General features: G+C 42.9%; 14 protein-coding genes. 10 read left to right on the top strand and 4 right to left on the bottom strand.

Annotation, left to right across the window (positions count from 1 at the left end):
• The first annotated feature begins 739 nt into the window (after positions 1-739).
• Genes LC574_RS07055 through LC574_RS07050 form a run of 3 tightly spaced genes read left to right on the top strand, consistent with a single transcriptional unit; the run spans position 740 to position 3,162 of the window.
• On the top strand, positions 740-2,173 hold the full coding sequence (locus LC574_RS07055; protein ID WP_229452350.1) for a BCD family MFS transporter: 1,434 nt from the start codon (positions 740-742) through the stop codon (positions 2,171-2,173).
• A 26-nt stretch (positions 2,174-2,199) separates the two neighbouring features.
• Positions 2,200-2,331 (top strand): hypothetical protein, encoded by a 132-nt coding sequence (locus tag LC574_RS37850; RefSeq protein WP_267871443.1) that lies wholly within the window; start codon positions 2,200-2,202, stop codon positions 2,329-2,331.
• Positions 2,332-2,355: 24 nt separating this feature from the next.
• Positions 2,356-3,162 (top strand): inositol monophosphatase family protein, encoded by an 807-nt coding sequence (locus tag LC574_RS07050; protein ID WP_229452349.1) that lies wholly within the window; start codon positions 2,356-2,358, stop codon positions 3,160-3,162.
• A 261-nt stretch (positions 3,163-3,423) separates the two neighbouring features.
• Here LC574_RS07050 and LC574_RS07045 read toward each other — a convergent pair whose 3' ends face one another.
• Positions 3,424-3,777: a hypothetical protein gene (locus LC574_RS07045; RefSeq protein ID WP_229452348.1), complete on the bottom strand. Its 354-nt coding sequence runs from the start codon at positions 3,775-3,777 to the stop codon at positions 3,424-3,426.
• A gap of 352 nt (positions 3,778-4,129) precedes the next feature.
• Here LC574_RS07045 and LC574_RS07040 point away from each other — a divergent pair, with 352 nt between their 5' ends.
• Together LC574_RS07040 and LC574_RS07035 are read left to right on the top strand one after the other, a co-directional pair.
• On the top strand, positions 4,130-4,738 hold the full coding sequence (locus LC574_RS07040) for a Uma2 family endonuclease (RefSeq protein ID WP_229452347.1): 609 nt from the start codon (positions 4,130-4,132) through the stop codon (positions 4,736-4,738).
• A 351-nt stretch (positions 4,739-5,089) separates the two neighbouring features.
• Complete coding sequence (locus LC574_RS07035) at positions 5,090-5,239, top strand: hypothetical protein (RefSeq protein ID WP_229452346.1); 150 nt, start codon at positions 5,090-5,092, stop codon at positions 5,237-5,239.
• A gap of 100 nt (positions 5,240-5,339) precedes the next feature.
• On the opposite strand, the gene LC574_RS07030 is transcribed toward LC574_RS07035, so the two are convergent.
• Positions 5,340-5,927: a Uma2 family endonuclease gene (locus tag LC574_RS07030; RefSeq protein ID WP_229452345.1), complete on the bottom strand. Its 588-nt coding sequence runs from the start codon at positions 5,925-5,927 to the stop codon at positions 5,340-5,342.
• 87 nt (positions 5,928-6,014) lie between these two features.
• On the opposite strand from LC574_RS07030, the gene LC574_RS07025 reads away from it, so the two are divergent.
• Positions 6,015-6,338, top strand: coding sequence for a tyrosine-type recombinase/integrase (locus LC574_RS07025; protein ID WP_229452344.1), 324 nt, complete (start codon positions 6,015-6,017; stop codon positions 6,336-6,338).
• A 45-nt stretch (positions 6,339-6,383) separates the two neighbouring features.
• Complete coding sequence (locus LC574_RS37845; protein WP_267871442.1) at positions 6,384-6,512, top strand: hypothetical protein; 129 nt, start codon at positions 6,384-6,386, stop codon at positions 6,510-6,512.
• A 252-nt stretch (positions 6,513-6,764) separates the two neighbouring features.
• Here LC574_RS37845 and LC574_RS07020 read toward each other — a convergent pair whose 3' ends face one another.
• Both LC574_RS07020 and LC574_RS07015 read right to left on the bottom strand, forming a co-directional pair.
• Positions 6,765-7,190, bottom strand: coding sequence for a hypothetical protein (locus LC574_RS07020; protein WP_229452343.1), 426 nt, complete (start codon positions 7,188-7,190; stop codon positions 6,765-6,767).
• Between the two features lie 612 nt (positions 7,191-7,802).
• A complete protein-coding gene (locus LC574_RS07015; RefSeq protein WP_229452342.1) occupies positions 7,803-9,464 on the bottom strand; it encodes a DUF3352 domain-containing protein in 1,662 nt (553 codons plus the stop codon).
• 156 nt (positions 9,465-9,620) lie between these two features.
• Here LC574_RS07015 and LC574_RS07010 point away from each other — a divergent pair, with 156 nt between their 5' ends.
• The 3 genes from LC574_RS07010 to LC574_RS07000 form a co-directional block, all read left to right on the top strand.
• The gene (locus tag LC574_RS07010; protein ID WP_229452341.1) at positions 9,621-9,953 is read left to right on the top strand and encodes a rhodanese-like domain-containing protein; all 333 of its coding nucleotides are present in this window, start codon (positions 9,621-9,623) and stop codon (positions 9,951-9,953) included.
• Positions 9,954-10,378: 425 nt separating this feature from the next.
• Positions 10,379-11,485: a heat-inducible transcriptional repressor HrcA gene (gene hrcA, locus LC574_RS07005; protein WP_229452340.1), complete on the top strand. Its 1,107-nt coding sequence runs from the start codon at positions 10,379-10,381 to the stop codon at positions 11,483-11,485.
• A 105-nt stretch (positions 11,486-11,590) separates the two neighbouring features.
• Positions 11,591-12,032: DUF2834 domain-containing protein (locus LC574_RS07000; protein ID WP_229452339.1), on the top strand; the 442-nt coding region annotated here is incomplete at its 3' end.

Genomic DNA, 12,032 nt, shown 5'->3' with positions numbered 1-12,032 from the left:
ACCCCGCTGTTAGCTGTTAGCGGTTAGCTGTTAGCTAATGGCTAATAGCTAATAGCTAATACCCCGCTCATATTGGGCGGCTTGTTTAAAACTAATCGCAAGCTCGCTAACCGCTAATCGCTTTTATTTTTATAGCGTCTCGTTATGGGCAAGATTGCGAATAAAGCATTGGGTATTAAGGATTTGGTTGGTTTAAGCTGCTAACTAACCAACTTAGAAAAATTTCGAGTAGCAATAAAGTAGCAATAAATATGATTAGCAAAGTCACAAAAGGGCAGCACCACAAATAGCAGAGTTTTTTATGAATCGTTGCAATACTTCTAGTTGAGCTAAAGTTAATAGGTATATAGGACTAATATTTGATTTCTGAAAAAGCTCGGTACAACTCGAAAAGCCTAATTCCTTATTCCCTACTCCCTACTCCCCACTCCCCGCCTACGTAGAAATTTCAAAAATCAAATACGATTCCTATATTACAACGATAGTAGTCGTAAACAAGATCCGATCGCGGATTACGACCTAGCCATAAAAATTAATCATAACTCGGCTAAAGCTTATGCTAATCGAGGTGTATAACTGCTTGCTAAATAACTGCGATACCTTCTCTACGAGACGCTACGCGAACGGTGAGCTACGCTAACGCAACTTCCACTTTTCGTTCGCTGATTTGGAGCGGGTAGGGTTTATCTTTATTTAAAGAGAGAGATTAAATCCTAATAAACCATACAAAAAAGTAGCTATGGCAAGCGGTGAAGTATTTGATACTAAAACAAAACCCCTATCTGTGCCAAAGGTAAACCTGCTGACCATGTTCCGACTGGGTTTATTTCAAATGGGGTTGAGCATGATGTCCATTTTGACTCTGGGAGTACTCAACAGAGTCATGATTCAAGAAATAGCAATTCCGGCGACGCTAGTCTCAGTAGTTCTAGCATTACCCTTATTTGTTGCTCCTTCCCGTGTCTGGTTCGGCCAGATTTCCGATGCCAAGCCTTTATGGGGATACCACCGCACAGCTTATGTTTGGGTGGGCGCGGCAATATTTGCGATCGCAGCATTTTTAGCTGTACAAGTAATGTGGCAGATGAATGTTGCTGGAAATAGTTCAGGTACTTGGGTATGGACAACCCAAACAATCGGCTGGACAGGTCTTTTAGCTTTAGTTTTCGCTGTATACGGTTTAGGAATTTGTGCTAGCGGTACTGCTTTTGCTGCTTTGTTGGTGGATATATCTGAAGAAGATAACCGTTCCAAAGTAGTCGGTGTGGTTTGGTCGATGCTAATGGTGGGGATTATTGTTGGGGCGATTATCAGTGCCAGCTTGCTGAAACAGTTAACGCCAGAAGCAACCGTAGAAACCTTGCAGCCAGCAATCAACAGATTGTTTTTTATCGTCCCAGCAATTGTATTTGGTTTAGCGATCACAGCCACATTCGGCGTAGAAAAAAAATACTCCCAATACTTAAGCCGTTCCACAGTGGTGAACCGGGAAGACAGCATTACTCTAAACAATGCTTGGAAAATCTTGACAGCTAGTCCACAAACAGGTATATTTTTCACCTTTTTACTGGTGATGACTATCAGTTTGTTTATGCAAGACCCGATTTTGGAGCCTTATGCGGGTCAAGTGTTTAAAATGCCCCTAGCGGAAAGTACCAAATTAAATGTTTTTTATGGAACGGGTTTACTGATTGCCTACGGCGTTACGGGCTTTTACATTGTCCCGCGTTTGGGTAAGCGCAGAACTGCACGTCTAGGCTGTATGTTGGTAGCATTCTGTACAATATTGCTGGGTATATCAGGATTCACAGCTAATGCAGCAGTTCTCAAACTAGGTTTGTTCTTGTTCGGTTTAGCCGCAGGTTTCTTAACTACAGCAGCAATTAGCTTGATGTTGGATCTTACCGCAGCAGAAGCCGCAGGTACATTTATTGGGGCATGGGGATTAGCGCAGTCCCTTTCTAGAGGCGTGGCGGTAGTAATCGGAGGTACAGTTTTGGATGTTGGACGCAAGTTTTTACCAAACCTAGAGTTAGCTTATGGACTGGTATTCGTTCTAGAAGCCTTGGGAATGGTGCTATCAATTTGGTTTCTGAATCGGGTGAACATTACAGAATTTCAAACAAGTACAAAGCTTGCGATCGCTTCAGTTTTGGAAAGGGATTTAGATTAAACTGTATAGGGCATGGGGCATGGGGCATGGGGCATGGGGCACTTGTACTGTCCTTCCCTGCGGGACGCTGCGCGAACGACTACGCTCAGGAACCGCGACTTGTACTGAGCGTAGTCGAAGTAAGCCGAAGTATGGGGCATGAGACAAATGACAAATGACAAATGACAAATGACTAATAACCAATGAATGATTTTTGGACAACAATTCTTGATTTTGCCCAAACTACCACTACCAGAGTGGGCAAGCAGCTAATGCAAGATTTTGGGAAAGTACAGGCTGACCAAAAAGCTGATGGTAGTTTGGTAACGCAAGCAGATAAATGGGCAGATCAGGAAATTCGGGATGCGATCGCTTCTAATTTCTCTGGTTACGGCATTTTAACCGAAGAGAGCGATAAGTCATTTCCCGGTACAGAGTGGTGCTGGGTAATTGACCCTCTAGATGGTACAACCAACTTCACACGCGGCATTCCCCTCTGGACAATTTCTCTGGGTTTACTGTATCGAGGCACACCCATTTTTGGTTATGTTTACGCGCCAACCTTGAATCAAGCTTTTCATGGTTTCTGGGCAGGTTCATCCGGTTTAGCAACACCAACAGGAGCATTTCTCAACAACCACCCCATCCACACTAGTATAGATAGTCCCAGCAACAATCACTTTTTTAACCTCTGTTCTCGTAGCACCGCAGCTATCAAAAACGGTTTTCCCTGCAAAATTCGCATGTTGGGTGTGGCTAGCTATAACTTTTTGACAGTTGCCACTGGGGCTACTCTCGGTGGAATTGAGGCGACACCAAAAGTTTGGGACTTAGCGGGGGCTTGGGTAATTGTCCAGGCCGCTGGCGGGATCTGGTTCTCGCTGAAGTCAGAACCATTTCCGTTGTCACCGGGAGAAGATTATAGCGATCGCTCTTTTCCCACCCTTGTAGTTAGTCGCCCCGAATTAATTCCGGTATTTCAACCTTTTCTCGAAAGCGTAAAAATTTAATATAATAATTTATTGTGTATCTGAAAACACTAATTTTGTCAACCAGCCTAGTGGTCTGTCAACCCAAAAATGACGGGTGAAGGTGGGGAGTAGGGAGTGGGGAGTAGGGAGTGGGGAAAGAGTTTTTTGTGTTTCTCAAATGTCTTGATATCCGTCAAAATATATTTGACACACTACTATGCTTTGCCTCCCCTCCCCGATGCTTTGGGGAGGGGATTAAGGGGTGTTCAGATATCCTCTAAGCCTCAAACCTATGTAGGGTTATCCTCTCCTGGGAATTCTAACAACACCACTCGGGGAAATTGTTAAAGAATGTGAAGTCTTTGTGTCTTGAGGTGTGTTGATGAAAAAGTTTCCTTGTTCATCAATTCCAAGGTCGAAAAATTGTGCAGGCACTCCTTTTGAACCAACTAACCGTATTACTCTTCCCCAGGTATTTTCGGTAGAAAATTGAGCTTTTTGCTCAACAATTAGTGGCAAACTACTACCAACAATATCTTTTCCCTGAATTATAGTCGAGTTGGGATTGGGTTCTACTATTACAGCGAATGCTCGAGTAGCAAAGAAAGTTACTGCTAGAATTAGTACTATTGTTGTTGTTATGCGTTTAATCATTTTTTATTATCAAGAGTAAAAAACACCAAAAATATCATAAATTTTCTACTTATAAGAAAAAACAGTGATTATAGAGTTAAAATAAACACATTAATTTAGTAATACTCTTGGGAATTGTAATAACACCACTTGGGGAAATTGTTAAAGAATGTGAAGTCTTTGCGTCTTTTTTATTAACAACAGGAAAAACATACCAAAGAAACTATATTTTTTCTACTTTAGGACTTACGCAAAAATCGCCCAAAAGCTTAATTTATCGAACCGCCAAGACGCCAAGAACGCCAAGAATTCGTAGAGCGTGCGTAAGTCCTATACTTATACTAAAAAGCAGAGCGGTAAGAAGGCAAAGCAAATGACCCAAACGGCAAAAAACCAAAAACTGCTGACCTTTGAGGAGTATCTTGCCTATGATGATGGTACAGACACGCGCTATGAGTTGGTGGATGGAGAACTAGTCGAGATGCCACCAGAAAGTCAGGAAAATAGCAATCTGGCAAGATTTCTATTTGTTGAACTACTAAAACATTTCCCCTTTTATTTAGTTGCTCATAAGGATACAGAAATTGAGGTGGCGGGGCGACGGGCGAGATGTCGTTTACCTGACTTAATGATTCACACAGAAGAATCTTATGCTGCCCTTATCGGTGCTACTCGTGCCACCCTCACCCGTGATATGCCGCCGCCTGCGCTAGTGATTGAAATTGTTTCTCCGGGAACAGCGAACCGTGTTCGTGATTATCGCTACAAGCGGACGGAGTATGCCGCTAGGGAAATTTTAGAGTATTGGATTGTTGACCCACAGATGCAACAAATTACAATTTGCCAGTGGGTGGAGGGACAGTATGAGGATAAGGTATTTACATCTGCGACTTGTATGGAATCAGTAGTAATTGCTGATTTGCTGCTAACAGTAGAGCAGGTGTTTAACAGCACAAACCGACCAGAATTACCAGGCGAATAAAAAGTGCGTTAGCGTAGCTTAACGAAGTTATCGCAGGGTGCATCCCAGTTTTTATTTTGCGATGAGAGAATAATATCATGTCCGATAAATTACTTGTGATATGTCATTGCGAGTGGAACGAAGTGAAACGAAGCAATCACAACGTCTGGAGCGATTGCTTCACTCCGTTCGCAATTGACTTGTGTTTAACCGGACGTGATATAACTGTCATTGCGAGGAGGAACGACGAACGCAAGTGCGTGTCCAAGACTTGCAATCTCATGGACTCGTTTTGACCTGAAGAATTTTGCGATTGCTTCGTTCCTCTCTTCGAGACGCACTCGCGTTCGCAATGACATGTAAAAAAGTGGGATGCTCCCCACCAGTATCGCCTCTACTTTCTTAACTCTAGAAGTGCGATCGCTAGGCGCGACATACTCCATCGCCTCCCCAATCGATCTTCCCAAGATTGGCGAAAGCCTTGTTGATGTGGGCTATTGGAGTGATGAATTGGGTTGGTAAGCTGTTCGTCATCTAGTTTTACAGGGCAACCTAAGGCAGCAAACGGGTTCAGGCGCGAAATTATCAAATTTAGATGCACGTGAGCTTAGTAATTGACAGTTCACTTCCGTCCTGCCAAGACTTGTTCGGCACTCAAATCCAACTGTCGAAAAGTGGAAGAGATTATGCGTTCTTGTCCTCGGAATGCAACAGCATCATAGAACCCTTCTACTAGGGTGCATACTGTTACCATCTCTTGAATTGGGTCAACAATCCAGTATTCGGGAATTTCCAGAACAGCATATTCAGAACGCTTGCTGCGATAGTCTGTGGTTTGTGTAGATTCGCTGACGACTTCTACTACTAGTATGGGAGGAGTTTCGTTGAGTTCAATCACAGCTTCTCGATTAGAAAGTGCTTCCCACTGCTGTGTTGGCAACACTACCACATCTGGAATTCGTGAGGTGTCCCAACGTCCCCCACGTGGCGAACGCACTCCAACAGAAAACTTTTGTGCTGTCCAATTTTTGCCCCTGAAGTCACTTTCGTCATCAAAGATTCGTTCTAAAAACTTGGAGATGCCACCGTGCTTGCCAGTGCTAAGACTCATGGGTATTAATTCTCCATCTACCAATTCATATTGAGTATCCGTGCCATCGTTATATAAAAGATACTCTACAAATGTCAGTTTTTTGGTGGTTGCAGTCATAGTGATCGCAATTCTCATTGATGACTACAGTTATTCTACGCGACAACTAATTTTTTAACACGACCAACATATGCTAAACAGCTTGGGGTGATATCGGCTAACTTAGGAGTGTTAATCAAGTCACCCAAGGCGAAAAATCGATTGGCAGAAAGAATTCTCACCCAAGAGGAAGTACAATTACTGATAAATTCCACTACTAATGGACGCGATCGCACTATCATCCGTTTACTTTATTTTGCTGGTTTACGGGTAAGTGAACTCTGTGGTTTAAAGTGGCGCGACCTCAAAGCGCGGGGTGATAGTGATGTGGTGAGGGGCGATCGCATAGCACGAATAACGCTATATATTAAGTTATGCTGCAAATTTAAAATATTATCATCATACACAATAGCGAACTCATTCATTAGCTGATGTCCGACTCAATCGACTGTCAACCATTGATGCTGGCAATTTCGGGTGAACTGTGGTTTTAGTCATGGTGCGGGGGTCGCAACGGTTGTACTTTGGTGGGGATTAGACAATCAGCGATCGCAGCTTCTTGGCGGGAGAGCGATCGCTCTATTACCAAAAACCCAGTCGGGATGACTGGGCTTTTGATGGGGTTATATTCCCCAAGGGCTATTTATAGAAGTTATTTATAAGTCGCTGTTCTAATAAGGACTACACCGCCTAGATGGGGAATTCCAGAAAATTTGAGTGCCATTGTACTGTTATCCCTCGCTTTTTGGATGCGATCGCCTCGCCTCGCCCATTACATCTGCGCGATTAAGGAGAGCGTAGTTTACCGCCGCAGGCATAGCAAATTACCAAACCTAAGCAGGATAATAGTTTTCAGCCTTAATTTCCCAGTATGTAGCTATCTCGGCTCTCTGCGATTGTTGATGAGTGGAAAGCGATCGCACGTAATGTTAAGGCTATCAAAGACCCTGAAACCAAGCTAATTGTTAGCCCCAGCGCTAAAGAAATCATGGGGGAACAGTTAACACTTTCGCGTGAATCGCTGATTAGAATCTTTGCTATGGCCCAAGGCAGACAGGTAATCACCTGGGGGCTTGAAGGGGAAAGCGATATTCTAGAATGCTTCTGCACTGTGTATCTTGGCTCCTCTGGGTTAAGTTTATCTAATGCAGAGATGATCGCCTCAAATGGGCTACATTGTCCATCCAGCGATCGCACATAGATTAATGCTTCCGGTTCAAATATTTCAGGAATTCTTACAGGCTTAGTTGGTAAGTGTTGCCAAGCTGTTTTTTGCGGAGGCAATTGGCTAATTTTAGGATGTTGCTTGCCTTCGGCACGCTACGCGAACGCATTTTATGTTTGGGGGCTTCGGCCCTCTTTCTTTGGGGATTTAATCATTGACCACGCCCCTTTGGGGCGGGTGTAGGGGTTGCATGGTGGTAGGGGTATAGGGGAAAACCCGCCCCAAATATTGGGTACAAGAAAGAGTTTTGAAACATGGAGAAGAAAAAAGATGTATTTCTCGTACTACGTATCGAGAAATACGGCGTCAAGGCATCAAGCCCCTAACTTCAGTTATGGGGTCCCCTACACCCTTACACCCCTAGTTTTATTGACTCTCCATTGGATCTTCGTGCCCAATGCCGAGCGATCGCAGTTTAGTTTTCACGAACTAGAAGCCAGAGATGCAAATTTTGTACATTCCTGAATAAACGGTATCACAGACTACTATTTTTTAGCGATAGCAAAACTTTTCGGTCTACTGACATTTATAGGCCAGCAGCCAGTACCTATCCAAAGATTACAAATACAAATAGCAGATGCTACAGAAAATCTACGTAAATATTATGGGACAAGAAAATGCAGAAGGTTAAAGGATTTTTAACCTTCTGCACTTGAGCTTTTATGAAAATTTCACGAGTTATTGAATTGGAAGAAAACGCCACCTTTGAGCGCTCCTGTATCAGTTCCATAACTGCTGACTGTGAGCGATCGCAGATTATCAAAAAACGGTTTCCCTAAAACTTCCACTAACTTGAGAATCGGTACTTGACGCTCTAACAAATTCTGGCTTTTTGTCCAGTCAAGATATATATAGCCTTGATTTGGTTGGTGAATCGCAGCAATACTATCTTGGAAATTGGGATTGTCAATTAAGGAATTATCCTTGGCTGTGAGAATTTCATCCATCGTTTCTAAGTCAGAGGTGAAAATTTCGTAATTTCCTAAAGTTGTATGCAATCCTCGCACTTCTGTTTCAATACTGAAGGATGTTCCCTCTTTAACATCACTTTTTTTTGTAGCCGTAGTTAACTCTGTCCAAGCAGAGATTTTTTGCTTGTCTATAGTCAGGGGATTAATGCTGAGTCCATTTGATGAGGCGATCGCATCTAATCGAGCAACGCCTTGTTCCACACTCTCAGATTTTTCCACCGCAAAAATCCAATGAGGGATTGTTTGCTCTTTCGCAGGTAACAATGCTATGGCATATTCTCCTTGTACCCAACTGAAAATATCCTCTGGTAAGTTTATACCCCAGCGTTTTTGAACATCCGCCAAAGGTTTTGCGAACCGAGAAACCACATCTTCCTCAGAACCATATATAGTTGCTGTTGCTTGTCTCCAGAGTTTAGCTAAATCACTGTTACCCAAATTACTTAAATTTGAGCCAGAAATTGCCAAACCTGCGGAAGCTGGAACATACTTCAATGCTCCTACAGGTTTAGATAGTGGTGAAGATGGGGAAACAATTTCCGATGAAGTTAGAAAGGAGGTTTCTGCTAGCAAACCTTTGGGGTTCAACGCCAGGGAAATAATTTCGCTGTCGTAGGTTTGTTCTGGCAATTCTAAACCTTGCCATTTTGCCACAATGGGAAGATTCAAGAAAGCTACAGCTAAACCCCCTTTGGGAAATTGTTTTGTCGCTTTTTGGTATTTGGGGGAGCTAGTCAAATTTAGATCGGGCGCTTGGACGTTATTGATGGCATCTCGCAGCACCTTCGGATCGTTGGCAAACAACACAAAGTCTTCACCAACAACAGCACCTGCAAGCCAGTCCTGCTCTGGTTGAGAATTGTCATAAATTAGCTTTACACCTTTGTATTGTTCAACAGCTAAGTTTGCTCCAGCTAAGGCTCGTTTGGAAAACAACAACTCAACAAACTCGCGGCTTTTCTGTGCTTGCTTGGTTGCTAGTGCCAACAGATACCCTGGCTGCTGTCCGTTTTCTCGATCGCGATCGATATCTAAGGTGGTGATAGCTAGTGTAATTTCGTTCCCTAACCAGGGTTGAACGTCTTGTTTGTAATCTATACCACTCTTGGCGAATAAACTGGTTTTGAGTTTAGATAGTTCTCCTTCACCCTCCAACGCCTGCAACCGATCGGGATTCGTCAGCAATGAAACCATTGCAGGGGACAGTTTCGACACAAATATGGCTGCACTAGGCTGTCCGGTAGAAACAATGAGGTTAGCCGGATTTTTGGCGAAAAACCAGTAAAAACTAGCGATCGCAATTACTAACAGTGCGATCGCGCCTGCTACGATAAAACCAATAAATGAACGTTGCCTATTCACATTAAACCTTTAAAAAGACGATTTACAGCCATTTAAGCAGAAAGCCTACCAGAATCTATCAGCCTTCTTGAGAATGGATACTCATGCAAAGGCAGAGATTTTCTGTCACCATAAATAGGATTAGGGCTGTTTATAGGGAATTCTTTTAGTTAACCCATGAACCAGATTAGTGTACAAGAACTGGCACAACGTCTTTCTTCTGGTGATGCAAGTATTCAGCTAGTAGATGTACGCGAACCACAAGAATTAGAGATTGCTAGCATTGAGGGCTTTGTTAACCTACCCTTAAGTCAATTTGCCGAATGGGGAGATCAAGTTCCTACCCTCTTCAATCCCCAAGCTGAAACCCTTGTACTATGCCACCACGGCATCCGCTCTGCTCAGATGTGCCAGTGGTTAATTGCTCAAGGTTTTACAAATGTGCAAAATATTTCGGGTGGTATTGATGCTTACTCCCTCTTAGTAGACCATTCAATTCCCCAGTATTAGCTTGTGTTTAGGTGCATTACTCAGATATAAGTTATTCTTCCATCTTGCTTTTGGTATGCTGAAAATAGCAATATATAAACATAGGGGCTTGCCAGGAAAGGTTGGAACTTTCTTCACTGGCTAAATATTTGCATTGGCGAAACTTTTCGACCCCAATTTTCGCTGCGATCGCCGCAAAAATACGTATACAATAATACTTTTATAAGTGTAGAATTATGCAAAAATAAGGCAGGAAAGGATGTTGTAAATTCAAACTCTCAGCTTTGGCTGCAAAACAGTGGTGTACGTGAACCTTAAGATTAATGATCACAATATAATCGTATAATTTGTTATCTTAATAAATTATTAATATTCTTAGTTTTCAATCAAATCCAAAAATTTTTCCAGACTTTGATTAAAATTTGCCGCCAAGCATTACATACCCTATGGAAGTCCAGTTAACAAATCGACAACAGCATATACTTTGGGCAACGGTACGTCACTACATTGCTACGGCAGAGCCTGTTGGTTCAAAAGCTTTGGTCGAGGAATACGACCTGGGTGTAAGTTCAGCCACAATTCGCAATGTGATGGCCGTTTTAGAAAAATCCGGGTTACTCTACCAACCACACGCCTCTGCTGGACGTGTCCCTTCAGATTCAGGCTATCGTATTTATGTTGACCAGCTAATACCTTCTCTGCGAGACGCTACGCGAACGGAAACTTTAGGACGAGAAGTAGAGGTGGCATTGCAAAAGCGCCTCCAGTGGGAAGATTGGAGTTTAGAAACCCTACTGCAAGGAGCCGCACAAATTTTAGCAACCTTAAGTGGTTGCATTAGCTTGATTACTATGCCGCAAACTACCACAGCGCTATTGCGACATCTGCAATTAGTGCAAATTGAAGCGGGGCGGATCATGTTAATTGTTGTTACCGATAGTTATGAAACACATTCCAAGTTGATGGATTTGTCACCAATACCAGAGGAAATACAACGGGAATCAGAGGTAATTGATCGCGAGTTACAAATTGTTTCTAACTTTTTGAATACCCACTTGCGGGGGCGAAGTCTGTTGGAATTAGCCAAACTCAACTGGAGCGAATTAGATCAGGAATTCCAACGCTACGGGGAATTCTTGAAAAATTCAGTTGCCGAATTGACTCGTCGCACTCATGCACCGACTGCAACCCAAATTATGTTTCGGGGTGTGTCAGAAGTTTTGCGCCAGCCAGAATTTTCCCAGTTACAGCAGGTACAAACAATTATCCACCTGCTGGAAGAAGAACAAGACCAACTATGGCGATTAATATTTGAGGAACCAGAGCTTGAGGATGTGGGTAAGTCAAAGGTAACGGTTCGCATTGGCGCAGAAAATCTTCTAGAACCGATACGCACCTGCACCTTGATTTCTTCCACCTATCGCCGAGGTTCAATACCAGTAGGAAGTGTGGGAGTTTTAGGGCCAACGCGTCTAGATTATGAAAGTGCGATCGCAGTAGTAGCATCTGCTGCTGATTACCTCTCAGAAGCTTTCAGTTATTTCAATCCTTAATAGAGACAACCTGCTACAGGTTTAGACAAAAGAACAATACCATAGCGGGTAGATAAGCCGAATTTATAGTGGCAAAATCAATAATTAATACTACTTAACTCTTTCATGGTTAGAAAAATTGCCTTCGGCTTGCTGTGGCTGGGATTCACTACCTATGCTTTTTTCCTCGCGCCTCCTGAGCAACCTGGTACATTCGAGTTAATTAAAAACCTTTCTACTGGCCAGTGGCAAGGCATTAATCCGTTAGTCATAGCACTATTCAACCTCATGGGCATCTGGCCTATTATTTACAGCGCATTAGTGTTTATTGATGGTAGAGAGCAAAAAATACCTGCTTGGCTATTTGCTACTGCCTCTTTCGGAGTCGGGGCATTTGCCTTATTACCCTATTTAGCCTTTAGGGAACCAAATAATAAGTTTGTCGGTAAAAAAAATGCCTTACTCAAGGTGCTAGATTCTCGTGTGACTGGGGTTGTCTTGACAGTAGCCACGGTTATTCTAGTTGCTTATGGTTTAAAAGGAGGAGATTGGAGCAATTTTGTGCAAC

The organism is Nostoc sp. CHAB 5715, assembly GCF_020829685.1.
In the GTDB taxonomy this organism is placed as follows: Bacteria; Cyanobacteriota; Cyanobacteriia; order Cyanobacteriales; family Nostocaceae; genus Nostoc.
Note: the sequence above shows the minus strand (reverse complement) of the source record. Positions and strands in the feature narration are given on the sequence as shown.

Coding starts and splice junctions, on each gene's coding strand:
- LC574_RS07055 (WP_229452350.1), top strand. CDS start 740: ATGGCAAGCGGTGAAGTATTTGATACTAAAACAAAACCCCTATCTGTG.
- LC574_RS07010 (WP_229452341.1), top strand. CDS start 9,621: ATGAACCAGATTAGTGTACAAGAACTGGCACAACGTCTTTCTTCTGGT.
- hrcA (WP_229452340.1), top strand. CDS start 10,379: ATGGAAGTCCAGTTAACAAATCGACAACAGCATATACTTTGGGCAACG.
- LC574_RS37850 (WP_267871443.1), top strand. CDS start 2,200: ATGGGGCATGGGGCACTTGTACTGTCCTTCCCTGCGGGACGCTGCGCG.
- LC574_RS07045 (WP_229452348.1), bottom strand. CDS start 3,777: ATGATTAAACGCATAACAACAACAATAGTACTAATTCTAGCAGTAACT.
- LC574_RS07035 (WP_229452346.1), top strand. CDS start 5,090: ATGCTCCCCACCAGTATCGCCTCTACTTTCTTAACTCTAGAAGTGCGA.
- LC574_RS07040 (WP_229452347.1), top strand. CDS start 4,130: ATGACCCAAACGGCAAAAAACCAAAAACTGCTGACCTTTGAGGAGTAT.
- LC574_RS07030 (WP_229452345.1), bottom strand. CDS start 5,927: ATGACTGCAACCACCAAAAAACTGACATTTGTAGAGTATCTTTTATAT.
- LC574_RS07050 (WP_229452349.1), top strand. CDS start 2,356: ATGAATGATTTTTGGACAACAATTCTTGATTTTGCCCAAACTACCACT.